This is a genomic window from Streptomyces sp. NPDC004266 (assembly GCF_042874095.1).
In the GTDB taxonomy this organism is placed as follows: domain Bacteria; phylum Actinomycetota; class Actinomycetes; order Streptomycetales; family Streptomycetaceae; genus Streptomyces.
Window position 1 is genome coordinate 565,639 of sequence record NZ_JBIAMM010000002.1, and the last position, 24,006, is coordinate 589,644.

General features: G+C 73.4%; 20 protein-coding genes and 3 tRNA genes. 18 read left to right on the forward strand and 5 right to left on the reverse strand.

Translation table 11 applies throughout. The annotated features are described in order from the left end of the window. Positions 1 to 159: 159 nt before the first annotated feature. Together ACFYUZ_RS07290 and ACFYUZ_RS07295 are read left to right on the forward strand one after the other, a co-directional pair. Positions 160 to 1,629: a S1C family serine protease gene (locus tag ACFYUZ_RS07290; RefSeq protein ID WP_389306898.1), complete on the forward strand. Its 1,470-nt coding sequence runs from the start codon at positions 160 to 162 to the stop codon at positions 1,627 to 1,629. A gap of 136 nt (positions 1,630 to 1,765) precedes the next feature. After that, positions 1,766 to 1,850: transfer RNA gene (locus ACFYUZ_RS07295), tRNA-Ser, on the forward strand. A gap of 78 nt (positions 1,851 to 1,928) precedes the next feature. Here the strand turns inward: ACFYUZ_RS07295 and ACFYUZ_RS07300 are convergent. After that, on the reverse strand, positions 1,929 to 3,128 hold the full coding sequence (locus tag ACFYUZ_RS07300; RefSeq protein ID WP_389306900.1) for a hypothetical protein: 1,200 nt from the start codon (positions 3,126 to 3,128) through the stop codon (positions 1,929 to 1,931). 400 nt (positions 3,129 to 3,528) lie between these two features. On the opposite strand from ACFYUZ_RS07300, the gene ACFYUZ_RS07305 reads away from it, so the two are divergent. From ACFYUZ_RS07305 to ACFYUZ_RS07360, 12 genes are all read left to right on the forward strand, one after another. Further along, on the forward strand, positions 3,529 to 4,041 hold the full coding sequence (locus ACFYUZ_RS07305; RefSeq protein ID WP_389306901.1) for an O-acetyl-ADP-ribose deacetylase: 513 nt from the start codon (positions 3,529 to 3,531) through the stop codon (positions 4,039 to 4,041). A gap of 291 nt (positions 4,042 to 4,332) precedes the next feature. Further along, on the forward strand, positions 4,333 to 4,620 hold the full coding sequence (locus tag ACFYUZ_RS07310) for a hypothetical protein (protein WP_389306902.1): 288 nt from the start codon (positions 4,333 to 4,335) through the stop codon (positions 4,618 to 4,620). A gap of 254 nt (positions 4,621 to 4,874) precedes the next feature. Beyond that, positions 4,875 to 5,090, forward strand: a complete 216-nt coding sequence (locus ACFYUZ_RS07315) for a hypothetical protein (protein ID WP_389306904.1) — start codon at positions 4,875 to 4,877, stop codon at positions 5,088 to 5,090. Between the two features lie 751 nt (positions 5,091 to 5,841). After that, positions 5,842 to 6,147: a hypothetical protein gene (locus ACFYUZ_RS07320; RefSeq protein ID WP_389306905.1), complete on the forward strand. Its 306-nt coding sequence runs from the start codon at positions 5,842 to 5,844 to the stop codon at positions 6,145 to 6,147. A 203-nt stretch (positions 6,148 to 6,350) separates the two neighbouring features. Then, the gene (locus tag ACFYUZ_RS07325) at positions 6,351 to 7,517 is read left to right on the forward strand and encodes an acyl-CoA dehydrogenase family protein (protein WP_389306906.1); all 1,167 of its coding nucleotides are present in this window, start codon (positions 6,351 to 6,353) and stop codon (positions 7,515 to 7,517) included. Further along, a complete protein-coding gene (locus ACFYUZ_RS07330; RefSeq protein WP_389306907.1) occupies positions 7,514 to 8,512 on the forward strand; it encodes a bifunctional MaoC family dehydratase N-terminal/OB-fold nucleic acid binding domain-containing protein in 999 nt (332 codons plus the stop codon). The genes ACFYUZ_RS07325 and ACFYUZ_RS07330 overlap by 4 nt, the downstream gene beginning before the upstream one ends. 1 nt (position 8,513) lies before the next feature. After that, the gene (locus ACFYUZ_RS07335; RefSeq protein WP_389306908.1) at positions 8,514 to 9,548 is read left to right on the forward strand and encodes an acyl-CoA dehydrogenase family protein; all 1,035 of its coding nucleotides are present in this window, start codon (positions 8,514 to 8,516) and stop codon (positions 9,546 to 9,548) included. Between the two features lie 5 nt (positions 9,549 to 9,553). Next, on the forward strand, positions 9,554 to 9,937 hold the full coding sequence (locus ACFYUZ_RS07340) for a MaoC/PaaZ C-terminal domain-containing protein (protein WP_389307031.1): 384 nt from the start codon (positions 9,554 to 9,556) through the stop codon (positions 9,935 to 9,937). Beyond that, positions 9,934 to 11,100 carry a lipid-transfer protein gene (locus ACFYUZ_RS07345; protein ID WP_389306909.1) on the forward strand — a complete coding sequence of 389 codons (1,167 nt, stop codon included), beginning with the start codon at positions 9,934 to 9,936 and terminating at the stop codon, positions 11,098 to 11,100. The genes ACFYUZ_RS07340 and ACFYUZ_RS07345 overlap by 4 nt, the downstream gene beginning before the upstream one ends. A 52-nt stretch (positions 11,101 to 11,152) precedes the next feature. After that, positions 11,153 to 12,430, forward strand: coding sequence for a DUF1906 domain-containing protein (locus tag ACFYUZ_RS07350; protein ID WP_389306910.1), 1,278 nt, complete (start codon positions 11,153 to 11,155; stop codon positions 12,428 to 12,430). A gap of 143 nt (positions 12,431 to 12,573) precedes the next feature. Continuing rightward, positions 12,574 to 13,119, forward strand: coding sequence for a SigE family RNA polymerase sigma factor (locus tag ACFYUZ_RS07355; protein ID WP_190155334.1), 546 nt, complete (start codon positions 12,574 to 12,576; stop codon positions 13,117 to 13,119). A 136-nt stretch (positions 13,120 to 13,255) separates the two neighbouring features. Then, a complete protein-coding gene (locus tag ACFYUZ_RS07360) occupies positions 13,256 to 14,908 on the forward strand; it encodes a long-chain fatty acid--CoA ligase (RefSeq protein ID WP_389306911.1) in 1,653 nt (550 codons plus the stop codon). 62 nt (positions 14,909 to 14,970) lie between these two features. Here ACFYUZ_RS07360 and ACFYUZ_RS07365 read toward each other — a convergent pair whose 3' ends face one another. After that, entirely contained in the window at positions 14,971 to 18,891 is a 3,921-nt protein-coding gene (locus tag ACFYUZ_RS07365) for a PAS domain-containing protein (protein ID WP_389306913.1), read from the reverse strand. Positions 18,892 to 19,006: 115 nt separating this feature from the next. Further along, positions 19,007 to 19,429 carry an SSI family serine proteinase inhibitor gene (locus ACFYUZ_RS07370; RefSeq protein WP_389306914.1) on the reverse strand — a complete coding sequence of 141 codons (423 nt, stop codon included), beginning with the start codon at positions 19,427 to 19,429 and terminating at the stop codon, positions 19,007 to 19,009. 247 nt (positions 19,430 to 19,676) lie between these two features. Between ACFYUZ_RS07370 and ACFYUZ_RS07375 the strand changes: the two genes are divergently transcribed. Further along, positions 19,677 to 19,767 (forward strand) — tRNA-Ser (locus tag ACFYUZ_RS07375). A gap of 348 nt (positions 19,768 to 20,115) precedes the next feature. Then, a tRNA-Arg gene (locus ACFYUZ_RS07380) sits at positions 20,116 to 20,188 on the forward strand. Positions 20,189 to 20,355: 167 nt separating this feature from the next. Here ACFYUZ_RS07380 and ACFYUZ_RS07385 read toward each other — a convergent pair. Together ACFYUZ_RS07385 and ACFYUZ_RS07390 are read right to left on the reverse strand one after the other, a co-directional pair. After that, positions 20,356 to 21,543, reverse strand: coding sequence for an NAD(P)/FAD-dependent oxidoreductase (locus ACFYUZ_RS07385; protein ID WP_389306915.1), 1,188 nt, complete (start codon positions 21,541 to 21,543; stop codon positions 20,356 to 20,358). A 92-nt stretch (positions 21,544 to 21,635) separates the two neighbouring features. After that, positions 21,636 to 22,583, reverse strand: a complete 948-nt coding sequence (locus ACFYUZ_RS07390) for an RNA polymerase sigma-70 factor (RefSeq protein WP_389306916.1) — start codon at positions 22,581 to 22,583, stop codon at positions 21,636 to 21,638. Between the two features lie 103 nt (positions 22,584 to 22,686). Between ACFYUZ_RS07390 and ACFYUZ_RS07395 the strand changes: the two genes are divergently transcribed. Next, positions 22,687 to 23,052 (forward strand): PH domain-containing protein, encoded by a 366-nt coding sequence (locus ACFYUZ_RS07395; RefSeq protein ID WP_329856176.1) that lies wholly within the window; start codon positions 22,687 to 22,689, stop codon positions 23,050 to 23,052. 124 nt (positions 23,053 to 23,176) lie between these two features. Then, positions 23,177 to 24,004: a BRO family protein gene (locus tag ACFYUZ_RS07400; protein ID WP_389306917.1), complete on the forward strand. Its 828-nt coding sequence runs from the start codon at positions 23,177 to 23,179 to the stop codon at positions 24,002 to 24,004. Positions 24,005 to 24,006: the final 2 nt, after the last annotated feature.

Genomic DNA, 24,006 nt, shown 5'->3' on the forward strand with positions numbered 1-24,006 from the left:
GGGCACCTCGGAGAGTGTCCGTTCTGTCCGTATATAAAGGAAGGGGTGCGAACGCACAGCTCCGCCTTACAGAGGCCTGACGTCCTGTGGGAAAAGCTGGTGCAGCACCCTGGAGCCACTTCCGTACCCCATCCGCGCAGTCAACGAGGAGAGCGAGCTGTGAGCACCGAGAACGAGGGCACGCCGGTTCCGGCGGACCCGGCTGCCCCCTCCGCCCCTCCGACGCCTCCCGTACCTCCGACGTCGCTGGACAAGCCGGCGGGCGAGACGCCCCCGCGGACGCCCCCGGAGACCTCCCCGCAGGCGCCCCCGCAGACCTCTCCGCAGGGGGACGAGCCGACGGCGGTCCAGGCCCCGGTTCCGGCCGAGGCCCCGGCCCCGGCGGCTCCGCACCAGCCCCCCGCGCCCGCCGCCGCGCCCGCCGGCGGATGGCCGCCGCCCCCGCCGGCCGTCCCGGCCTGGGGCGCCCCGCAGCACCCGCCCGTACCCCCCGCCCCCCAGGCCCCGCGCCGGCGGACCGGCGGCCTCGTGGCGGCCGTGCTCGTCGCGTCGCTCGTCGCGGGCGGCATCGGCGGCGGCATCGGCTACTGGGCGGCCGAGCGCGGCGACAACGGCTTCAGCTCGACCACGGTCTCCTCCGGCCAGGCCCCGGCCTCCTTCAAGCGCGACCCGGGGACGGTCGCGGCGGTCGCCGCGAAGGCCCTGCCGAGCGTGGTCACCATCCAGGCGAAGTCCGGCGGCCAGGAGGGCGAGGGCGGTACGGGCACGGGCTTCGTCTACGACCAGGAAGGCCACATCGTCACCAACAACCACGTGGTGGCGTCGGCGGCGGACGGCGGCACGCTGTCCGTGACGTTCTCGGACGGCAAGACGTACGACGCGGAGGTCGTCGGACGGGCCGAGGGCTACGACGTGGCGGTCATCAAGCTGAAGGACGCCCCGAAGGGGCTGACGCCGCTGCCGCTCGGGGACTCCGACAAGGTGGCGGTCGGCGACTCGACGATCGCGATCGGCGCCCCCTTCGGCCTGTCGAACACGGTGACGACGGGCATCGTCAGCGCCAAGAACCGCCCGGTCGCCTCGGGCGACGGCTCCGGCGGCGGCAACTCGTACATGAGCGCGCTGCAGACGGACGCCTCGATCAACCCGGGCAACTCCGGCGGCCCGCTGCTCGACGCGAGCGGCGCGGTGATCGGCATCAACTCGGCCATCCAGTCGACCAGCGGCGGCTTCGGCCAGTCCCAGGCGGGCTCGATCGGCCTCGGCTTCGCGATCCCGGTCAACCAGGCGAAGAACGTGGCGCAGCAGCTGATCAAGACGGGCAAGCCGGTGTACCCGGTGATCGGCGCCACCGTGAACATGAACGACAAGGGCCAGGGCGCGAAGATCGCCGGCCAGGGCTCCGGCGGCACGCCCTCGGTCACGCCCGGCGGCCCGGCGGCGAAGGCGGGCCTGAAGGCCGGCGACGTGATCACGGCCTTCGGCGACCACCCGATCGACAGCGGCCCGACGCTGATCAGCGAGATCTGGACCCACAAGCCGGGCGACTCGGTGAAGATCACCTACGAGCGCGACGGCAGGACCGCCACGGCCACCGTCGTCCTCGGCGAGCGCACCGGCGACAGCTGACGGCCACGGCCGAACGACAGGAGGGGAGCACCGGACACCCGGCGCTCCCCTCCTGCGTCCTCTGCCCGGACTTCCCTCCCCGGGGCGCCCAACCGGTAGGCTGTGATCTGCTCCGCCCCAGGTGGGCCGGGGCGTGGGTGGGTTGCCCGAGCGGCCTAAGGGAACGGTCTTGAAAACCGTCGTGGCGCGAGTCACCGTGGGTTCAAATCCCACACCCACCGCAGCAGGTCAGAGAAGCGGCACGCCAGAGGGCGGGCCCCGGATCCCGGGGCCCGCCCTCCGCGTTCACCCGCGCCGGTTCAGGGGTGGGCGCGGGTCTGGGGGTTGTTCAGGCAGAGGGCGATGTTGCGGACGGCCGCCGTGAGTTCCTCGATCACCCGGGCCGCCTGTTCCGCGTTGTGGAAGGCCGGGCGGTCCGTGAGGGTGCGGCTCAGTTCCTCCGCCGCCCGGACGGCGGGGCCGGCGAGGCCGCCGTCGCCGGCGGGAGCGGGGGGCGCGCTCTGCGCGGGCGCGGGCGTGGGCGCGGGCGCCGGTGCAGGGGCCGGGGCGGGTGCGGGTGCGGGCTGGGGCGACGGCTGTGGAGCCGAGGGGTACGGCTCGGGCTCCGCCCGGTAGTCCTCGAAGGACGGCGAGAAGGTGCCGGAGCCGACCGCCAGCGAGGTGTGCGCCTCCTCCTGGTGGTGCGGGGCCGCGGCGGAATCCTGCCCGTGCTGCGGGACCGGTCCCAGGACCGGGGGCCGGGACCGGCGGGCCCGGGGCAGGACGAAGTGGTCGAAGCCGGGGAACGCCGGGGGAGCCGGGTGGGCGGCGGGCTGGGCGTACTCGCTCTGCCACTGCGCGCGGTAGTACTCCACCTGGTCCTCGCAGGAGGAACGGGCGTGGAAGATCGCGGTGTTGTCGCCCAGGTCCGGGTACCAGAGGTTGGGTCCGGGGAAGCGCACGGTCCGCATCCGCGGCTTGATCTCCTCGGCGCACCCCATGCAGCAGCCCTCCGGCACGAGGAGCGGGATGCCGCCGCTCTGCTCGGGGCGGCGGGGGCCGCCTTCCGGGCGGTACTCCCCGTGGTGGCAGGGCGGGAGTTCGCCGCAGGCCCGGCAGACGGCGTAGTGCTCGGGAAGGACCTGCCAGTCCTGGCTGGCGGGGGCGCACCAGTGCTTCGCCGCGGCCCGGGGGAGGTTCTCGTCGCGCAGGACGAGGACCACCGGACGCCTGTAGAACTCGGCGCGCTCCGGGGCCGGTTTGACCGCCTGGTTCTCGGCCCGTCGCAGTTCGTTGGCGTGCCACCACAGTTCGACGTGGTCGCGCCATGCCTTCTCGTAGGATTCCGGCCAGTGGTTGCCCGGATAGCCGGTGATGTCCAGGACGCGCCACGCCTGCCGGTCGAGCACGACGATGGATCCGGCCTGCAGCCGCAGATGTGTTCCCTTGACGCCCTCGTCCGGCCAGTCATGGCGGCCGATGCGGGTGGGCTGGTCTGGGAGCCACCTGCGAATCTGCATGACACGCTCCTCGGCAACGAAACTTCGTAGTTTCAAGTGGGGCAGTAGGTGACATTCTGAACAATTTAGGCGTCGGGTTGGGGTTAGACACGCGCACAGCCCTGAGCGATTGAAGGCCGGAAACGCCTTCTGTGCCGGGTATTTCGCTTCCCCCGTCCGACGGGCGCCCGTGGGCGCCCTCCCCTCCGGAGCGGCGGTCCCGTACCCGACTGCCCGGCCCTCACACCCACCCGTACGTGTGACGCCGCTTCCACCGGGTCTTCCCGTACGTATGCATCGCTCCGCGTCCCGGCCGCCCGTGGCTCCGGACGGGGCTCCCCGGCCCGGCGAGGTGGTAAAAGCGGTGCCGCCCGACGGAGGAGGACATAGGGTCCGGGGATCCACGGAGACAGGGGCAGGGATGCGGATCGTGCTCGTCCAGGGGGACATCACCGCCGAGGAGGTCGACGCGGTGGTCAACGCCGCGAACTCCTCGCTGCTCGGCGGGGGCGGGGTCGACGGCGCCATCCACCGGAAGGGCGGCCCGGAGATCCTCGCCGCCTGCCGGGACCTGCGGAACTCGCACTACGGCAAGGGGCTGCCGACCGGGCGGGCCGTCGCGACCACGGCCGGACGGCTGCCGGCCCGGCACGTGATCCACACGGTGGGGCCGGTGTGGTCGCGCGACGAGGACCGCTCGGAGCTGCTCGCCTCCTGCTACCGCGAAGCGCTGCGGGTGGCCGACGAGTTGGGCGACCGTACGGTCGCGTTCCCGGCCGTCTCCACCGGCGTCTACGGCTGGCCGATGGACGACGGCGCCCGGATCGCCGTGGAGACCGTCCGGGCCGCCGCGACCGAGGTGGAGGAGGTCCGCTTCGTGCTCTTCGACGCGACCGCGTACGCCGCCTTCGAGGCCGCCCTCGCGCGCTACTGAACTTGATGGGGCGATGTCGGACCGTTCGCCTGATGGTGGTCGGTCCGTTCCGGTAGCCCTGAACTGTGAGATACGCGCAGGACGGCGGGTTGACCGACATCGGAAGGGCCGCGAGGGAGCGGGTAAGGAGATCTGGCCGCGGGCAAGAGCACCGCGGCGGCATGTGACGGCTGGATCGTCTTCGAGGACGAAGCCGGGCAGTCGATGACGCCGCCGCGAGCGAGAAGCTGGGGACGCAAGGGCTCAACGCCAGTGGTCCGGGTCCGTGGCCGGGGCTCGGGCCGGGTGTCCATGGCCGGGCTGACCTGCCACAAGCCGGGGAAGCGGTCCCGGACGCTCTACTCGGTCCGCGAGTACCGGGGCCGCGAGGGCGAGCCGAAGGGCATCGGCCGGCGCGACCTGTGCGACCTGCTGGTCAGAGCGCACATCCAGCCCGGCGGCCCGATCGTGCTGGTCTGGGACAACCTGCGCATGCACCTGGTCGACGGCTGCCTGACCAGCACCGGCCTGATCACGGACGACTGGCCGGCATCACGCATTCAAGCTCAGGCAGTAGCTTCGAGCGTTTCTAGACAGTGACTAAAATTCGCCCTTGAATGACAGTATGGCGGTCAGTAAATTCAGCTGACCGCCGGACTGTTGTCCGGCGCCGTAGGTCGATATGCAGGGAGACAGGGATGCGCAGCAGGTTTCGAACCTGCCGCTGACTCGTGAAACGCGGGCCAGCGGGGTTCTTCATTAGCTTGGTTGCCCTGACAGGGCACCGTCCGAGGGAGACGTATGCCCTCAGTCGGACACCAGGTGACCCCGCTCGCGTATCCGAGGAGTGCACCTTGCTGGACCGTTTGATCGACCTCCTGTCTCCGACCCGGACCCTCCGCGCCCTGCTGGACTTCTGCACCATCGTGGTCCGTCTGCTGCCCGCGTTGGTCGTGATCGTGGCGCTCATCCCCTCGTTCGTCGTCTTCGCGTTCATCTCCGCCGGGGCACGCAGGTCGGTTCTCGACATCGTGGACCGCCTCACGAACTGGACCCTCGCCCGCCACTGAACTCGATCGAGTGAGGTCGGTGCCGTTCGCCTGACAGCTGGCCGGCGGCACCGACCTGGCCCTGTGAGCGTCGGGTCGACGGACCCGAAATCGGTCGAAGACGGCTGGAGGTCTGTTCCTGGAGCGATGACGTGGAGGTGAACCTCTCCGCGGCGCGGCGCCGGCTACAGCCGTCGTCCCGAACCCGAGCCGGTAACAGCCGACGTCTCGGACCCTGACGCCGCCACCACGAGTCGACCGACATCACGAGTTCAAGTTCAGTAGCGGGAGGGGAGGGGGACGACGCCGGTCTTGCTCTCGGGGGTTCGGTCGAACCCATTCGCTTGTTCGGTGAATGCGTTCGGCTTTTCTCTTCCCGTTCCTTCGTGGATTTTCCCGGCGTCGGCGTTCCGTACGACGGATTGACTGAAAAGCTGCCGGAACGCTTCGCCCCTTGGGGCGCAACGACGCTGTCGGCCGACACGCCGCGCCCGGGGTTCACGATCCCCGCTGAGCTGCGCCTTTCTCGCTGTGGGCGGGTTTATCGGCTTGTCCTCACGCTTGCGGGGGAATCGGCCGCTCCGGGGTGGTTCGCCGGGGATTCGGTGGGCAACTCTGGATTCGCGACGTCGAGCACGAAGACCGGGGCGGTCGGCCAACTGCCTTGGGAATGGCCGTACTTCAGAGCAATGCAGCAGAGAAGTTCCGCAGAGAAGTTCCGTAGAGCAGTTCCGTGCAACAGCATCAGCTTTCAGTTCCCGGAGGAACAGACATGGCAAGCATCCGTACCGCCCGCATCCTCGCCGCTGCCGCCGCCCTCCCCCTCGCCGCCGCGCTCTTCACCGGGGTGGCCCAGGCCGACAACGGCGGTTTCGCGGACGACGGATCGAACGCGAGCGTCGCCACGATCATCGGCAGCGGAGTCGGCGGGCACAACCTCGGCAACTCGACCACGACGCAGCAGGTGGCGACCGGTTCCGGTGCCTCCAACCAGAACAACACCGCGAGCGTGAACGGCTCCGCCCTCACCCACATCGACCAGAGCAACAACGTGGTCGACTTCCACCCCTGGTGGTGACCGGCGGCGTCTGAGCCGGTTCGACGGGGGGCGTGACCGCGGTGTGAACGTCGGCCCGCGCATCCGTACTTCGGTACGGATGCGCGGGCCGACGCGCTTCCGCGCGCGGTTCCCGGAGCGGTGCGGGCGTCGCCGACCTTGACAGGCGCACGGAATCTGACGGACAGTCAGAAACCTCAGTCGTCCCACGGGAGGCCGTCGCCGTGCACCTCGCCCCGACCGAGCGGCAGCTGCGGCTGCGCGCCGAACTCCGCGCGTACTTCCGGGACGTGATGCCCGACGGGCCGCCGCCCGCCGGCGACGCCGAAGCCCAGCGGCGGCTGCTCCGCCGGATCGGCGCCGACGGCCTGCTCGGTCTCGGCTGGCCCGAGGAGTACGGGGGGCGGGGCCGCGGGCCCGACGAGCAGTTCGTCTTCTTCGACGAGGCGTACCGCGCGGGCGCACCCGTCTCGATGGTCACCCTCAACACCGTCGGCCCCACGCTCATGGCCTACGGGACGGAGGAGCAGAAGGCCTTCTTCCTGCCCCGGATCCTGCGCGGCGAGACCGTCTTCGCCATCGGCTACAGCGAGCCCGAGGCCGGCACGGACCTCGCCTCCCTGCGCACCCGGGCGGTACGGGACGGGGACTCCTGGCGCGTCGACGGCCAGAAGGTCTTCACCTCCAACGCCCAGAACGCCGACTGGATCTGGCTCGCCTGCCGCACCGACCCCGACGCGCCGCCGCACCGCGGGATCTCCATCGTCCTCGTCCCCACCGACTCCCCCGGTTTCTCCTGGACCCCGATCGAGACGGTGGGCGGACTGACGACGACCGCCACGTACTACGAGGGGATACGGGTCCCCGCGGGCAACCTCGTCGGGCCCGAGCACGGCGGCTGGGGCCTCATCACCAGCCAGCTCAACCACGAGCGGGTCGCGCTGGCGGCGATCGGCATGCAGGCGGAGGACTTCTTCGCGGCCGTCCTCGACCGGGCCCGCACCCCCGATCCGGTGACGGGCCGGCGTCGCATCGACGAGCCGTGGGTCCGGATCCGGGCCGCCGAGGCGCATGCCCGGCTGGCCGCGACCCGGCTGTTGAACTGGCGTCTGGTGGGCGACGTGGGGGCCGGCCGACTGGCCCCGGGGGACGCGAGCGGAGTGAAGTTCGCGGGCACCGAGTCGGCGGTGGAGGTGTATCGCGTCTGCCAGGAGATCGCGGGGCCGCCGGGGACGGTGCGGGCGGGGTCGCCGGGGGAGCTCGACGGCGGCGAGCTGGAGCGCATGAACCGGGCCGCGCAGATCAACACCTTCGGGGGCGGGGTGAGCGAGGTGCAGCGCGAGATCGTCGCGAGGATGCGGCTCGGCATGAAGGGGAGGGGGCGGCGATGAGCGGTACGGAGCGGGCCGGGGCGAGCGCCACGGAGCGGGCCGGGGCGAGCGCCACGGAGGTCCCCGCGGGGAGCCGTACGGAGGCGCCGGACGCGCCGGACGCCCTGTACGAGCGGCTCGTGGCCTTCCAGGGCCTGGCCGCCGCCACCGCCGGCACCGGCAAGGACCCGGTCAACCTGCCCATGATCAGGCACTGGTGCGAGGCGATGGGGGACGCCCACCCCGCCTACCGGGGACCGGACGCCGTCGCGCCCCCCACCATGCTCCAGGCCTGGACGATGGGCGGCCTCTCCGGGCACACGGACCGGTCCTCGGCGTACGAGGAGCTCTTCGCCCTCCTCGACGGCGCCGGATACACCTCGGTCGTCGCGACCGACTGCGAGCAGGAGTACCCGCGGCCGCTCCGCCCGGGCGACGAGATCGGCTTCGACACCGTCATCGAGTCCGTGTCGGAGCGCAAGACCACCAAGCTCGGCACCGGGTACTTCGTGACGACGCGGACGGACGTCCGGGCGGGCGGCGAACTCGCGGGCACGCACCGCTTCCGCATCCTCAAGTACGCGCCCGCCGCCCGGCCGCCCCGGAAACCCCCGGCCCGTCGGCCCCGGCCCGTGATCAACAGGGACAACGCCGGCTTCTGGGAGGGCGTGGCCGGGCACCGGCTGCTGATCCAGCGCTGCGGCGACTGCGCCGCCCTCCGCCTCCCCTGGCTGCCGGGGTGCGCCGACTGCGGCTCGCGGGAGTGGGACACGGTCGAGGCGAGCGGCGCCGGGACGGTCTTCTCGTACGTGGTGATGCACCACCCCCCCTTCCCGGCCTTCGACCCTCCGTACGCGGTCGGCCTGATCGAACTCGCCGAGGGCGTGCGGACGATCAGCAACGTGGTGGGGGTGCCGTACGACAAGGTGCGGATCGGGATGCCCGTACGCCTTGAGTTCCTGCGGGTCGACGAGGACCTGGAGCTCCCCGTCTTCCGTGCGGGAGGGGAGGACTGACATGGACTTCACCCCCACCGAGGAGCAGGAGGCCGCCCGGGAGCTGGCCGGGCGGATCTTCGCCGACCTCGCCACGCACGAGCGGCTCCGGGCCGCCGGGACCGGCACGGACGCCGAGCTCTGGAAGGCGCTCTGCGCGGCCGGGCTGCCCGGCTCCGTCGAGGAGACCGGCCTGCTCGGCCTGGTCCTGCTCCTGGAGGAGCAGGGACGCAGGACGGCCCAGGTGCCGTTCGCCGCGAGCTGCGTGTACGGGATCCTCGCCGTCGCCCGGCACGGCACGGAGGAGCAGCGCGCCCGGCTCCTGCCCGGCCTGCGCGACGGCACGACGGTGGTGACGGGCGCGCTCCCGGCGCCGGGCACGGTCACCGCCGGTCCGGAAGGACTCGACGGCGCCGTGGGCTGGGTGCCGTGGCTCAGGGACGCCACCCACGTGCTCGTGCCGGACGAGGACCGCGCCCTCTGGCTGGTCCGCGCCGAGGACGCGGCCGCCGTCGAGGCCGTGGAGCTCACCGCGCCCTGGGCCGCGGCCCGGCTCGTCCTCGACGGGACGCCGGCCGAGCGGCTGGGGACGGCGGACGCCGAGCCCTACGAGGACGTGCTCGCCGCCGCGCGGATCGCCTTCGCCGGGCTCCAGGCGGGGGTGTGCGCCGGCTCGCTCGCCAGGGCGGTGGAGTACACGTCCGCACGGGAGCAGTTCGGCCGGCCGCTCTCGACCCACCAGGCGGTGCAACTGCGGGCCGCCGACGCCCACATGGACACCGAGGCCATCCGGGTCACGGCCTACGAGGCCGCCTGGCGCTTCGACGAGGGCCTCGACGCCGCCGGGGCGGCCCTGACCGCCGCCTGGTGGGCCTCCGAGGCGGGCAAGCGGGTCGTGCACGCCGGGCAGCACCTCCACGGCGGCCTGGGCGCGGACCTCGACCACCCCGTCCACCGGCACTTCCTCTGGGGCCGGCAGCTCGACGCGTACCTGGGCTGCGGCACCGAACTCCTCGCCGAACTCGGCGACCGGCTCGCGAAGGGAGACCCGTCATGACCGCCGTGAAGCCCGGTGACGAGCTGCCGCCGCTGCGGATCCCGATCACCCGCACCCTGATCGTCGCCGGGGCCGTCGCCTCCCGCGACTACCAGGACGTGCACCACGACGCCGAGCTGGCCCGGGAGAAGGGCTCACCGGACATCTTCATGAACATCCTGACGACCAACGGGCTCGTCGGCCGGTACGTCACCGACCACTTCGGCCCCCGGGCCGTCCTCCGCAAGGTCGCCATCCGGCTCGGCGCCCCCAACCACCCCGGCGACACCATGGTCCTGACCGGGACGGTCACCGACGTCGACGGGGACACGGCGAGCGTCCGGGTCGTCGGCGCCAACGGGCTCGGGCACCACGTCACCGGGACGGTCACCGTGGAGGTGACCCGATGAGCGTGCACAGCAGGGACACGCTCGGCGGGCGGGCGGCCGTCGTGGGCATCGGTGCGACCGAGTTCTCCAAGGACTCCGGACGCAGCGAACTCTCCCTCGCCGTCGAGGCCGTGCGCGCGGCCCTCGACGACGCCGGGCTCGCCCCCGCCGACGTCGACGGCCTCGTCACCTTCACCATGGACACCAACCCCGAGATCACCGTCGCCCAGGCGTCCGGCATCGGCGAGCTGTCGTTCTTCTCCCGCGTGCACTACGGGGGCGGTGCCGCCTGTGCCACCGTGCAGCAGGCCGCGCTCGCCGTCGCCTCGGGGGTCGCCGAGGTCGTCGTCTGCTACCGGGCGTTCAACGAGCGCTCGGGGCGCCGCTTCGGTTCCGGCGTCCAGCGGCGCGAGCCCTCCGCAGAGGGGGCCGCGCTCGGCTGGCAGCTGCCCTTCGGGCTGCTCACCCCGGCCTCCTGGGTCGCCATGGCCGCCCAGCGGTACCTGCACACGTACGGGCTGACCCCGGACGCCTTCGGCCACGTCGCCGTCACCGACCGGCGCCACGCGGCCCGCAACCCCGCCGCGTACTTCCACGGGAAGCCGATCACCCTCGCCGACCACGCCGCCTCGCGCTGGATCGTCGAGCCGCTCCGGCTCCTCGACTGCTGCCAGGAGACCGACGGCGGCCAGGCGATCGTCGTCACCTCCGTCGAGCGCGCCCGCGACCTGCCGCGCCCCCCCGCCGTGATCCTGGCCGCGGCCCAGGGCGCGGGCCGCAAGCAGGAGGCCATGACCAGCTTCTACCGGGACGACCTGACCGGGCTTCCGGAGATGGGCGTGGTGGCCCGGCAGCTCTGGCGGACGTCCGGGCTCGCGCCCTCCGACATCGACGTGGGCGTCCTCTACGACCACTTCACCCCGTTCGTGCTCATGCAGCTGGAGGAGTTCGGCTTCTGCGGGCCGGGGGAGGCGGCCGACTTCGTCGCGGCGGACGCGCTTCCGCTGAACACCCACGGGGGGCAGCTCGGGGAGGCGTACCTCCACGGCATGAACGGCATAGCGGAGGCGGTGCGGCAGATCCGCGGCACCTCGGTGAACCAGGTGCCCGGCGCGGCCCGGACCCTGGTCACGGCGGGCACGGGGGTTCCCACGTCCGGGTTGATCCTGGGCACGGACGGCTGAGGCGACGGCCTGAGCGGTGGCCGGGCGGGGCGGGCGGTTCTTCACTCGCGCCATGAGCACTCGCACGCCGCCCCCGTCCGAAGCGGCCTCCGCCTCCGAAGCGGCCTCCGCCTCCGAAGCGGCCTCCGCCTCCGAAGCGGCCTCCGCCTCCGAAGCCGCGCCCGGAGCCGAAGCCACCTCGGCTCCCGATGCCGCCTCAGCTTCCGCTTCCGCCGCCGCCTTCGCCTCGGAGGCCGCCTCCGAGGCCGCGCCCGCCCCCGCCCCCGCCCTCGTCCCGGCCCCGCCCTCGGCGCCGGTCCGGCCGCGTTCCGCGCCGCCTCCCGGGGCGCGGGCCGTCATCGCCGTCGTGATGGCGGCGCTGGCCGGGACGGTCCTCCTCGACGCCCCGCCCCCGGCCACCACGAGGACCGAACGCCCGCCCGCGACCACCAGGGCCGCCTCGGACACGGAGCCCGTCCCGGCCCCGGCGACCCGCTCGACGGCGGGGCCCGGCTCCGCCGACTCCCCCGCCGCGTCCGGCTCCGCCGGCTCCTCCGCCGCGTCCGGCTCGGCCGGTGCCCCCGCCGCCCCCGTGCACTTCGCCGGGAAGGCCTTCGACACCTGTGAGGCGCCGTCCCTCACGGTGATGCGGGCCTGGCGGGGGTCGCCGTACGGGGCCGTCGGGATCTACTTCGGGGGGCGGGGGCGGGGCTGCCCCGTCCAGAAGGAGCTCACCCCCGCCTGGGTCGCCTCCGCCCACGCCATGGGCTGGCGGCTGCTGCCGCTCTTCGTCGGCTCCCAGGCCCCGTGCGTGGACTCCCTCGCCAAGCGCCGCTTCGCCATCGGTGCCGACCCCAAGGGCCAGGGCACCAGGGAAGGGGGCGACGCGGTGCGGGCCGCGAGCGCCCTCGGGATCGGCGCGGGCAGTCCGCTCTACCTCGACATCGAGGCCTACCGGCGGGGCGACACGGCCTGCGCCGCGACCACCCTCTCCTTCGTCCGCGCCTGGAACAAGGAGGTGCGCCGCCTCGGTTACCTCCCCGGCTTCTACAGCAGCGCCGACACGGGGGTGCGGGACATGGAGACGCAGCGGAGGGCGGGGACGAAGGACCTGCCGGACGTGATGTGGTTCGCGCGCTGGCGGGGGCAGCCGGCGCTGCTCACCGAGTCGGTGCTGCATCCGGAGGCCTGGACGCCGCACGCCCGGATCCACCAGTACGCGGGGAACGTGACCGAGACGTACGGCGGGCGCACCCTCGCGATCGACCGCAACGCGATGGACGCGCCCGTGGCCCGGTTCACCTCACGCGTCCCGGTGCCCCTGTCGTTCGCGGCGTCCCGGCACCCCTGAGGCGGACACCGACCCTGACGCGGGCGACCCGGGTCTCCACCCAGAGGAGGTGGAGCCGTCCCCACCCCTACAACCTGAGGCGGACGGCGGGTCGGGACCTGGGGCCGATCCGCCGGGCACCCGTCCGCTCCTAGCGTGGAGGCATGACTCCGCCACCCTCCGGCCCCGTCTGCGCCGGGGCTTCGCAGTACGCGTCGTTCCCGACCTTCACCTCGTACGTAAGGGCGCGTGGACCCGTGCTCCTGCGCACCGCGCGCTCCCTCACCGCGAACCCCTCGGACGCGGAGGACCTCCTCCAGACCGCGCTGGCCAAGACCTTCATGGCCTGGGAGCGGATCGAGGACCACCGGGCCCTGGACGGCTACGTCCGCCGCGCGCTGCTGAACACCCGTACGTCCCAGTGGCGCAAGCGCAAGGTCGACGAGTTCGTCTGCGAGGAGCTGCCCGAGCCGGCCGGCCTCCCGGAGCCGGACCCGGCCGAGCGGCAGGTGCTGCACGACGCCATGTGGCGCGCGGTCCTGAAGCTGCCGGAGCGGCAGCGCCAGATGGTGGTCCTGCGGTACTACGAGGACCTCAGCGAGGCCCAGACGGCCGAGGTGCTGGGGGTGTCGGTCGGGACGGTGAAGAGCGCGGTGTCCCGGGCGCTCGGGAAGCTCCGCGAGGACCCGGAGCTGACGCCCGTACGGTAGCGGGCCGTTCCGTCCGGCGGCTTCCGCCAGTGATCACTGGCATTTTCCGTACTCCCGGGTAGTGACATACCGCGTGGTATGTGCGCAGAATCTCCACACCCCTTCTGCCACGTAGCGCCCACCGGGAGGACGCCCCGTGTACAGCACCATGCAGGACGTACAACTGACCGTGAGCCGCATCCTCCAGCACGGGATGACGATCCACGGGAAGTCCACCATCACCACCTGGACGGGCGAGCCGGAGCCGCAGCGCCGCACGTTCGCGGAGGCCGGAACGCGCGCGCACCAGCTGGCCCACGCCCTGCGCGACGAACTCGGCGTCACCGGCGACCAGCGCGTCGCCACCCTGATGTGGAACAACTCGGAGCACGTCGAGGCGTACTTCGCGATCCCCTCCATGGGGGCGGTGCTCCACACCCTCAACCTCCGCCTGCCCCCCGAGCAGCTGGTGTGGATCGTCAACCACGCCGCCGACCGGGTCGTGATCGTCAACGGCTCCCTGCTCCCGCTCCTCGCCCCGCTGCTCCCGCACCTGCCGACGGTCGAGCACGTCGTCGTCGCGGGCCCGGGCGACCGCTCCCTCCTGGACGGCGCCGCCCCGCGCGTCCACGAGTACGAGGAGCTGATCGCCGGCCGTCCGACCTCGTACGACTGGCCCGAGCTGGACGAGCGCTCGGCGGCGGCCATGTGCTACACCTCCGGCACCACCGGCGACCCCAAGGGCGTCGTCTACTCCCACCGCTCGATCTACCTGCACTCCATGCAGGTGAACATGGCCGAGTCGATGGGTCTCACCGCCAAGGACACGACCCTGGTCGTCGTCCCGCAGTTCCACGTCAACGCCTGGGGCCTGCCGCACGCCACCTTCATGACCGGCATCAACATGCTCATGCCGGACCGCTTCCTCCAGCCGGCCCCGCTCGCCGACATGATCGAGCGCGAGCGGCCCACCCACGCGGCCGCCGTCCCCACCATCTGGCAGGGCCTGCTCGCCGAGGTCACCGCGAACCCCCGCGACCTCTCCTCGATGGCCCAGGTCACCATCGGCGGCGCCGCCTGTCCGCCCTCCCTCATGGAGGCGTACGACCGGCTCGGCGTCCGCCTCTGCCACGCCTGGGGCATGACCGAGACCTCCCCGCTGGGCACCATGGCCCACCCGCCGCACGGCCTGACCGCCGAGGAGGAGTGGCCGTACCGCGTCACGCAGGGACGTTTCCCCGCCGGTGTCGAGGCGCGCCTGGTCGGCCCCGGCGGCGAACACCTCCCCTGGGACGGCGAGTCGGCCGGCGAACTGGAGGTGCGCGGCACCTGGATCGCGGGAGCGTACTTCGGCGGCGTCGACGCCGGGGAGATCCGCCCCGCCGACAAGTTCAGCGAGGACGGCTGGCTCAAGACCGGCGACGTCGGCGTGATCAGCCCGGACGGCTACCTCACCCTCACCGACCGCGCCAAGGACGTCATCAAGTCGGGCGGCGAGTGGATCTCCAGCGTCGAGCTGGAGAACGCCCTCATGGCGCACCCGGAGGTCGCCGAGGCCGCCGTCGTCGCGGTGCCGGACGAGAAGTGGGGCGAGCGCCCGCTCGCCACCGTCGTCCTCAAGGACGGCGCGACGGCGGACTACGAGATGCTGAAGGCCTTCCTCGCCGACGAGGGCGGCATCGCCAAGTGGCAGCTGCCGGAGCGCTGGGCGATCGTGCCGGCCGTGCCGAAGACGAGCGTCGGCAAGTTCGACAAGAAGGTCATCCGCAGGCAGTACGCGGAGGGCGAGCTGGACGTCACCCGGCTGTAGCGGACCGGGACGGGGAGGGCGGAAGCCCTCCCCGTCCTAGGGCCTGTCTTTCGGATCAGGCCCTAGTTGGTGCCGATCTTCGCGAGCAGGTCGACGATCCGCGCCTGGACCTCGGCGCTGTTCGACCGCTCGGCGAGGAACAGGACCGTCTCGCCGGAGGCGAGCTTCGGCAGCTCCTCCTCGACGAGGTCGGCCGAGGTGTAGACGACGAGCGGGGTGCGGTTCAGCTGCCCGTTCGCCCGCAGCCAGTCGATGATCCCGGCCCGGCGGCGGCGCACCTGCATCAGGTCCATCACCACCAGGTTCGGCCGGGTCTGGGTGGCCAGCATGACCGCCTCGGTGTCCGTCTCCGCCTGCGCGACCTGCATCCCGCGTCGCTCCAGGGTGGCGGCGAGCGCCTCCGCGACGGTCTCGTTCTCCTCGATCAGCAGGACCCGGGACGGGTGCTGCTCGCTGTCGCGGGGCGCGAGCGCCTTGAGCAGTACGGCCGGATCGGCGCCGTACGCCGCCTCCCGGGTCGCCTGCCCGAGCCCGGCCGCCAGCAGCACCGGCACCTCGGCGGCGACCGCCGCCTGACGCAGCGACTGGAGCGCGGTCCGGGTGATGGGCCCGGTCAGCGGGTCGACGAAGAGCGCGGCCGGGAAGGCGGCGATCTGGGCATCGACCTCCTCGCGGGAGTGCACGATCACCGGCCGGTAGCCGCGGTCGCTCAGCGCCTGCTGGGTGGAGACGTCGGGCGCGGGCCAGACGAGCAGCCGGCGCGGGTTGTCGAGCGGCTCCGGGGGCAGCTCGTCGTCGACGGGGCGCGGGGCGGGCCGGTTGGCGACCTCGACCGCGCCGCCCGGGCCGTCGAGCGGCTCCGGTCCCTCGGCGGAACCCTCGGCGGGCGCCCCTATGGCGTACGCCCGGCCCTCGGGCGGGGTGTCGTGCGGCGAAGGGGCCGGCGCCGTCGGCTGCGGGTGCGGCCTGGCCTCGGCCGGCGCGGGAAGCGGCGCCGGGAGGGGCGGGTCGACCTCGGGCGGGGTGGCGAGCCTGCGCCGCCGCCCCGAGCCGTTGGAGGGCGCGGCGGGGGCGGCCGGAGGGGCCGCCGGGGCCGGGGCGGCAGGAGCCGCCGGCGGGACGAAGGGGACGCCCTGCCCGAGGGTGCGGACGCTGAACGCCCGGCCCTGGGTCGAGTCCTTCGACACGGTCGCCGGCATCGGCAGCTCGGGCGGCAGCGGCACGGAGCCGGTCCCGGTGCCGTTCACCGGCGCGGACTGCGGCGCGGACTGCGGCGCGGACTGCGGCGCGGGCTCCGGCGCGTGCGGGGGCGTGGGCTGCGGCGCGTGCGGGGGCGTGGGCTGCGGCGCGTGCTGCGGCGTCTGCTCCGGCAGCGGAGCCTTCACGGCCCGGCGCCGGCCGGTCGGCTCGGCCGCCGTCGCCGCCGCCGCGGGGTCGGGCTGCGGCTGTACGTGCGGATGGGGCTGCGGCGGCGTGTGGTCGGCGCCCGGGACACCCCGTACGGCCTCGTGCAGCCCCTCGTCGGAGACCGGCAGCGGACCGGCCGCGGGAGCGGCCGGGAGCGCCGCCCCGGCGTCACGGTCGGCCTCGGCGGGCCCGAGCGCGAACGGGGTGCGGGGCCCGGCCTCGGCCGCGGCGGCCCGCTCCTGCGCGGCGGCCAGCGCGCGCCGGCGGCGGCCGCTCGGCTGCGCCGGGGCTTGCGGGGCCCCCTCGGGGGCGGAGGCGACGGCGGGCAGGGCGCGGGCCAGGGCGGGAGCGCCCGTCGGCTCGACGGCGACGCCCTGCGGCGGCACGGCCGCGCCGAGCGCCGCACGTCCCTGCGCGCCCTCGGCGGCGGTCACCACGGAGCCCTCGGCGGGCCGGCCCCGACGGCGCCCGGTGGGCTCCACGGGGGCGGAGGCGCCCGGCGGGACGGGCGTGCCCGGGGCCACGGGGAGGGCGGAGGCGCCCGGCGGGACGGGCGTGCCGGGGGACACCGCGCGGGCGGAGTCCACCGGGGCGTTCTGCTGGGCGGGGATCAGCTCGGCGGGACCGGCGGCCTCTCCCGTACGGGCACGGCGGCGCCCGCTCGGCTCCGCACCGCCCTCGGGCACGACCGCGCTCTCCAGGAAGGCGTCCGTCGAGCCGCGCCGGGCCCGCCGCCGCCCCCCACCGGGGGCCTCGGGAGCGGGGTCGTCCACCGGGATCCCGCCCGGGGCCACGACGGCACCGGAGCCCGCGACCGTGCCGCCGACGGGGGCCGTCCCACCGGGAGCCGCGACGGACAGCGAGCCGGCGGCCGACGGCGACGCGGAGTCGGCGGCCCGCGGGGAGTCCGCGGCCCGCGGAGAACCACCGGACTTCGGCGAACCGGCCGCCGGGCCCGAGGCCTGGGCGGGGAGCGCGAGGGCCTCGCGTGCGCCCGCGGGCGCGTCGCCCGGGGCGGGCGCCGGGACCGTGCCCCGGCCGGCCCCGACCGGCACCTCCAGCACGTACGCGCCGCCGCTCGTCCCCGGCACCTCGTGGGTCTGCACGACACCGCCGTGCGCCGCCACGATGCCGCGCACGACGGGCCCGTGCGCCGGGTCGCCGCCCGCGTAGGGGCCGCGGACCTCGATGCGCACGACGTCACCGCGCTGTGCGGCCGCGACGACGATCGTGGAGTCGCTCGGGGTCCGCTCGGCCTTGCTCTTGCCGGTCGCGTCGACGCCGGCGACGTCCGCGACGAGGTGCGCGAGCGCGGTCTTCAGCCGGGCCGCGTCCACCTCCGCCTCGATGGGCGGCGCGTGCACGGCGAACTGGGCGCGGCCGGGCCCGATCAGCTCGACGGCCCCGTCGATGCCGCCGGACACGATCCCGTCGAGCAGCACGACGGCCTTGTCCAGCTTCTCCTCGCCGGCGTCGAGCCGCTGGTAGCCGAGGACGTTGTCGACGAGCGAGGTCATCCGGGCGTATCCGGCGGCCAGGTGGTGCAGGACCTGGTTGGCCTCCGGCCACAGCTGCCCGGCGTCGTCGGCGGCGAGGGTGCCCAGCTGGGTGCGCAGCTCCTCCAGGGGCCCGCGCAGCGACTCGGCGAGGACGGCGGTCAGCTGCTCGTGACGGGCGGCCAGGGAGGTGTACTTCTCCGCCTGCGCCTCGCGCTCCGCCGCGTGCCGCTCGGCCAGGTCGGCGAGCTCGGCGGCGTGCTTCTCGACGAGCTCCTCGTACGGCCTGCGGTCGGTGAAGGTCATCACCGCGCCGACGAGCTGGTCCCCGTCCCGGACCGGAGCGGTCGTCAGGTCGACCGGCACCCGGTCGCCCTTCTTCGCCCACAGGACCTGTCCCCGGACGCGGTGCTTGCGGCCGGACTTGAGGGTGTCGGCGAGCGGCGACTCCTCGTACGGGAAGGGCTCTCCGTCGGCGCGCTTGGCGAGGATCAGCGGGTGCAGCTCCTGGCCGCCGAGCTCGCCGGCGCGGTAGCCGAGGATCTGCGCGGCGGCGGGGTTCACGAGGACGACCCGGCCGTCCGTGTCGGTGCCGACGACGCCCTCGGCCGCGGCGCGCAGGATCATCTCGGTCTGCCGCTGGGAGCGGGCGAGTTCGGCCTCGGTGTCGAGGGTGCCGGTGAGGTCGCGCACGACGAGCATGAGCAGCTCGTCGCCGGTGTAGCCGCCGTACGAGTCGTAGGCCTCGCGGCCGTCCTCCAGGCTGGCGCTGGTCACCTCGACGGGGAACTCGGAGCCGTCCGTGCGGCGGGCGATCATCCGGGTCGGCTTGGTGCGCCCCCGCTCGTCGGCGCCGTCGGGGCGGCGCATGGAGCCGGGGATGAGGCGCGAGTCGAAGGTGGGCAGCAGATCGAGCAGGCCGCGCCCGACGAGGGCGGTGCCGGGCGTCTCGAACATGCCGAGGGCGATGGTGTTGGCGTTGACGACCGTGCCGTTGCAGTTGACGAGCACGAGGCCGTCGGGGAGGGCGTCGAGTATGGCTGCGAGGCGAGCAGCGCCTCGAGATGGCCTGCTGCTCACGACGACGCTTCCTCCCTGACGCACTGCACGTGCTCGCCCTATCGGCCGGCCCGGCCCATCTTGCCCCGCGGGCCGCGACCTGTCACTGAGGGGAGTCTAAGGGAGCCTCCGGCCGTCATCCCCGGACGAGGGGAAGCAACGGCTCCAGATTCTTCCAGCGGTCGATCTCGCAGCCGTTCGCCCGGGAGAAGCGGGCGTCCACCTCGCGGCCCCGCCAGACGCCGGTGACGTGGGCGAGGGCGGGCCCGCCGTACACCTGGGTGCACATCTGGTCCCGGGGGACGGGCCGGAACGGATCGCCGCCCTCCTCCGCCAGCCGCCCCAGGCGCCCGCAGGCGTCCTCGGCGGCCGGGTGGTCGCCCTCGGCGCGCTCGCCGCAGGCCAGCCGGAAGGTGCCGTCGGTCCTGGAGTCGCCGCTCTTCTCGACCGTGACGGTCAGGGTGTCGGGCGACGAGAACAGCGCCGGGGGCAGGGGGGTGAGACCGGCGGTCCCGGCGGCGGCGGTGGCGAGGGTCGCGAGGACGAGACTGCGCAGCATTCGGATCTCCAGGAGCACGGGAAGCACGACGAGCGCGGATGCACGATGCGCCCGCCCCCTCTAACGCTCCGGGCGCCCCCGCGTTGCGCAAGCGGGGTGCGCCGGGCGGGGGCGAAGAGAACGCCACGGGGGCCCGCCGGGCTTTGCCCTGGACCCCGGAGGACTAGTACGGTGAGAATCGATTGGTGACAGCCGGTTCGCCTGTGTCATCATCTGCACGCACCACCCGCGCATGCGTGAGGTGCGAGGAGGCGTCGCCTAGTCCGGTCTATGGCGCCGCACTGCTAATGCGGTTTGGGTCTTAAAGCCCATCGAGGGTTCAAATCCCTCCGCCTCCGCCCCTACCGAAGCCCCGGCCCTCAGGCCGGGGCTTCGGCCGTTCCCGGCCCGGCTCTCCGTTCCCGGCCCGGCTCTCCGGACTCGCTCCGGCTCTCCGGGCACGCGCGCCCCGCCTTCACCCCCCGACGGTGTGACCCCGGTCTCTTTCCGAGGATTTCCACCCCGCCCGACCGCGCCGCGACGACTCCCCCACCGACCCCCGTCCCGCCCCCTCCTCGACGTTTTCGCAGGTCACAAGGGGTGTGGGGAATGGATTTCACATGACGGCGGGACTCATGTAATGTTCTTCCTGTCGCCGGGACAGCGGGCCGAAAGGGCCGGGAAACGGAGACAAGAACTAAAAACAAGCACTCGTAGCTTAACGGATAGAGCATCTGACTACGGATCAGAAGGTTGCAGGTTCGAATCCTGCCGAGTGCACACAGGTGAGAGGCCCGGACGAGAGTCCGGGCCTCTTGCGTTGTGCGGGCGTACGGCGGCGAAGTGCGGCGCCACGTCCCCCGGTCGGGGTCGCCCCGGCTTCGCATCCCGCCGGGGCGCCGCCGCGGTGGGCGCTCCTCGGGGGAGCGCCCGGGCCGCGGGTGGGGTCAGGCCGTGGCCTCGAGCGGGGTGGGGCGGGGGGCCGGGACGCGGCGGGCGCGGGTGGGGAAGCCGAGCTTCGGGTGGGCCACGCTCCAGGCCGCGCCCTTGCAGATCAGTTCCTTGTAGCCGGCGGCGAGCCGGCCCGTCAGGGTCGCGCGGACCGAGCGGTCGTCGGCGGTGACGTACTGGATGAGGCCTTCCCTGCGGCCCAGCGAGATGCACTGGTTGAAGTAGCGCAGCGGCGTCTTCGGGACCTTGGTGCCGGTGAGGCGGGCCGCGATGGCGTCGGCGGCCTGCCAGGCCATGGGGGTGCCCGAGGCGCAGGACATGCGGAGGGGCTTGTCGGACGGGCCCATGGCGAGGGCCGCGTCGCCGACGGCGTACACGTCCGGGTGGGAGACCGAGCGCATCGTGCCGTCGACCACGATCCGGTCGTCGTCGGCGAGTTCCAGGGTGGTGGCGCGGGCGATCGGGTGGACGGCGAAGCCGGTGGTCCACACGGTGACCGCGGCCGGGACCGGGCCGTCGGCGGTGATGACGCGGTCCGCCTCGACGGCGGTGACCGCCGTGTCTTCGAGCACGGTGATGCCGAGGCCGGCGAAGACCTTCCGCACGTGCTGCCGGCCCTTGTCCGAGAGCCAGTCGCCGAGTTCGCCGCGGGCGGCGAGGGTGACGGCGAGGTCCGGGCGGGCCTCGGCGATCTCGGTCGCGGCCTCCAGGCCGGTCAGTCCGCCGCCGACGACGACCACGGGCCGTCCGGCCTCCAGGGCGGCCAGGCGCTCGCGGAGGCGGAGGGCCCCGGGGCGGCCGGCGATCTCGTGGGCGTGTTCGGCGGTGCCGGGGACGCCCTGGGTGTTCCAGCCGCTGCCGAGGGCGTACACGAGGGTGTCGTACGCCAGCTCCTCGGTGGTGCTCCCGGCGGTGACCGTCACCGTCTTGCGGTCCACGTCCACGGCGGTGACCTTCGCGAGCTTCAGTTCGACGCCCGTTCCGGCGAACATCTCGCTGAAGGGCCGGTGCGGGAGGTCCTGGCCGACCGCCAGCTGGTGCAGCCGGACGCGCTCGACGAAGTCGGGCTCGGGGTTGACGAGGGTGATGGCGACGTCCTCGCGGTGGAGCTGCTTGGCGAGGCGGCCGGCGGCGATGGCTCCGGTGTAGCCGGCTCCGAGGACGATGATGCGGTGCTGCTGCATGTGCCTGCTCCTGTCTCGCGCGGTGTCGACCCTTGAACCGGGCAGCCCGACGATTCCTGACAGGTACTGCGTGTGACGTGGGTCACACGGGATCAGAAGGCGGCTTCCACCAGGGGGGCGCCGTGGTCGGAGGCCGCCCAGTGCCGCGTCGCGCGTTCGAGCTTGTCGGGGTTCACCTGGTTGCGGAAGGCGGTGATGCCCTCGGCGGTGACCTCCAGGCACATGACGCCGACGACCCGGCCGTCGAGGACGGCCACGACGGCGGGAGAGCCGTTGGCGGTCGTCGCGTAGACGTCGGGCGAACCGCCGACCACCTTCCGCTTGGCGACGCCGGGTTTGAAGAGGCCCCGCATGAACGTCGCGACCGCGAGGGCGCCCTCGAACGCCTTGGCGCGCGCCGGAACCTTGCCGCCGCCGTCGCCGATCGAGACGGCGTCGCCCGTGAGCAGCCGTACGAGGGGCTCGGTGCGGCCGCTGGTGGCGGCGGCGAGGAACTCCTCGACGATCCGGCGGGCCTCGGCCTCGTCGATCTCGGTGCGGGCCTTGCCGGAGGCGACGTGCTTCTTCGCGCGGTGGAAGATCTGCTGGCTGGCGGCCTCGGTGATGTCGAGGATCTCGGCGATCTCGCGGTGCGGGTAGTCGAAGGCCTCCCGCAGCACGTACACGGCGCGCTCGTTGGGGGAGAGGCGCTCCATGACGGCGAGGACTGCGTACGAGACCGATTCGCGCTGCTCGGCGGTGTCGGCGGGGCCGAGCATCGGGTCGCCGGCGAGGAGCGGCTCGGGCAGCCACTCGCCGACGTAGGTCTCGCGCCGGGCGCGGGCCGAGGTGAGCTGGTTGAGGCAGAGGTTGGTGAGGACCTTCGTCAGCCAGGCCTCGGGGACCTCGACGCGGTCGACGTCGGCGGCCTGCCAGCGCAGGAAGGTGTCCTGCACGGCGTCCTCGGCCTCGCTCGCCGAGCCGAGGAGGCGGTAGGCGATCGCCTCCAGGCGGGGCCGGGAGGCCTCGAACCGGTCCACGTCGTTCATGGTCAGAGCCATGGTTCGGATCCTAGTCCGTGCCCCTTCCGTCGTAGCGGGTGTTCCTGTGTGCGCGTTAGGGTCGGATGATCTTTCTTTCTCGTCCGATGTGGGGGTTTGGGGCATGGCGCTCTTCGGAAACGCGCACGCGATCGATCCGGCGCAGGCACAGCAGGACTTCGCGCGGCTGCTCGGCCAGGGGGAGCAGGTGCACGCCGCGTACCTGCTGATCCGCGACACGATCTTCTTCACCGACCGGCGGCTCGTCCTCGTCGACAAGCAGGGCATCACCGGCAAGAAGGTCGAGTACCACTCGATCCCCTATCGGAGCATCACGCACTTCGCCGTGGAGACGGCCGGCACGTTCGACCTGGACGCCGAGCTGAAGATCTGGATCTCGGGCACCCAGCTGCCGGTCACGAAGACCTTCACCAAGGGCGTCGACATCTACGAGGTGCAGGCGATCCTCACGCAGTTCGTCGCCAAGTAGGCGTGTGGAGGGGAGGGTTCTCGGCAGAATCGCCGAGAACCCTCCCCTTTCGGGTGAACCCGTCTGATTTGCATGTCAGTTGAATATGCCCTCGGCCTAGCTTGCGAGGTGGAGGTGATGATCGATGGACGCGATCGACATCGATGACCTGGTGCACGCCGCCACCGGAGCGCCCCTGCGGCGGCTGACCGCGCCGGACGGGAGCCACTGGTTCCCGGTGGTGGACGTGGCGAAGCGCCTCGGATACGCGGGGACGCGGGAGGCGCTGCGGACCGTGACCCTGCCGGAGGAGTGCCTCGCGGCCGCGCGGGATCTCGACGGGGACACGGGGCTCCCCGGCCGGGCCACCGGGATCCGGGCGTCGACCCGGATGGTGAACCTGGAGGGGCTCGTGCAGCTCGTCGGGGCGTGCCGGAGACCGGAGGCCGGGCCGTTCCGGGCGTGGACGGCGGGGGTCGTGGCCGCGGTCCAGCGGTACGGCGGGTACGGGCTCGAACCCTCGCCGGTGCACGCCGGGTTCCTGCTGCCACCGGAGCTCGTCGACGTCCTCGTACGGCTCGAGGGACGGTTCGACGAACAGGCCGCCGCGTTCGTCGAGCACGCCGAGTACGCGGAGCTGCTCCGCGAGACCCGGCAGAGCCTCTCCAGGGTCGCCGACTCCCTGGAGCGGCTCGCCGTGCCCCGTCAGCGCGCCGGCGCCGCCGTCGCCCTCACGCCGCAGGAGCTCGTGGAGTCCTGGGCCATCACCGGGGACATGCGGACGGTCGCCTCCTGTCTGGCGCCCGCGCTCGTGCGGGGCGGGGTGCGCTACCGGCCCCAGGACGTCACCCGCCGCACCGGCCTCTCCGGCGAACGCGTCCGGGACTGCGTCCGCCTCCTCCTCGAACGCGGCTGCATGCGCGAGGTGGGCACCCCGGCCCCGGACGGCACCCGCATCTACGTCCTGCCCTGACC

Excerpts from the sequence above, each read along its gene's own strand:
- ACFYUZ_RS07350 (WP_389306910.1), top strand. The coding sequence starts at position 11,153 with ATGAGCACTCGCACGCCGCCCCCGTCCGAAGCGGCCTCCGCCTCCGAA.
- ACFYUZ_RS07300 (WP_389306900.1), bottom strand. The coding sequence starts at position 3,128 with ATGCAGATTCGCAGGTGGCTCCCAGACCAGCCCACCCGCATCGGCCGC.
- ACFYUZ_RS07310 (WP_389306902.1), top strand. The coding sequence starts at position 4,333 with ATGGCCGGGCTGACCTGCCACAAGCCGGGGAAGCGGTCCCGGACGCTC.
- ACFYUZ_RS07400 (WP_389306917.1), top strand. The coding sequence starts at position 23,177 with ATGGACGCGATCGACATCGATGACCTGGTGCACGCCGCCACCGGAGCG.
- ACFYUZ_RS07305 (WP_389306901.1), top strand. The coding sequence starts at position 3,529 with ATGCGGATCGTGCTCGTCCAGGGGGACATCACCGCCGAGGAGGTCGAC.
- ACFYUZ_RS07390 (WP_389306916.1), bottom strand. The coding sequence starts at position 22,583 with ATGGCTCTGACCATGAACGACGTGGACCGGTTCGAGGCCTCCCGGCCC.
- ACFYUZ_RS07345 (WP_389306909.1), top strand. The coding sequence starts at position 9,934 with ATGAGCGTGCACAGCAGGGACACGCTCGGCGGGCGGGCGGCCGTCGTG.
- ACFYUZ_RS07320 (WP_389306905.1), top strand. The coding sequence starts at position 5,842 with ATGGCAAGCATCCGTACCGCCCGCATCCTCGCCGCTGCCGCCGCCCTC.
- ACFYUZ_RS07355 (WP_190155334.1), top strand. The coding sequence starts at position 12,574 with ATGACTCCGCCACCCTCCGGCCCCGTCTGCGCCGGGGCTTCGCAGTAC.
- ACFYUZ_RS07330 (WP_389306907.1), top strand. The coding sequence starts at position 7,514 with ATGAGCGGTACGGAGCGGGCCGGGGCGAGCGCCACGGAGCGGGCCGGG.
- ACFYUZ_RS07370 (WP_389306914.1), bottom strand. The coding sequence starts at position 19,429 with ATGCTGCGCAGTCTCGTCCTCGCGACCCTCGCCACCGCCGCCGCCGGG.
- ACFYUZ_RS07385 (WP_389306915.1), bottom strand. The coding sequence starts at position 21,543 with ATGCAGCAGCACCGCATCATCGTCCTCGGAGCCGGCTACACCGGAGCC.
- ACFYUZ_RS07335 (WP_389306908.1), top strand. The coding sequence starts at position 8,514 with ATGGACTTCACCCCCACCGAGGAGCAGGAGGCCGCCCGGGAGCTGGCC.
- ACFYUZ_RS07395 (WP_329856176.1), top strand. The coding sequence starts at position 22,687 with ATGGCGCTCTTCGGAAACGCGCACGCGATCGATCCGGCGCAGGCACAG.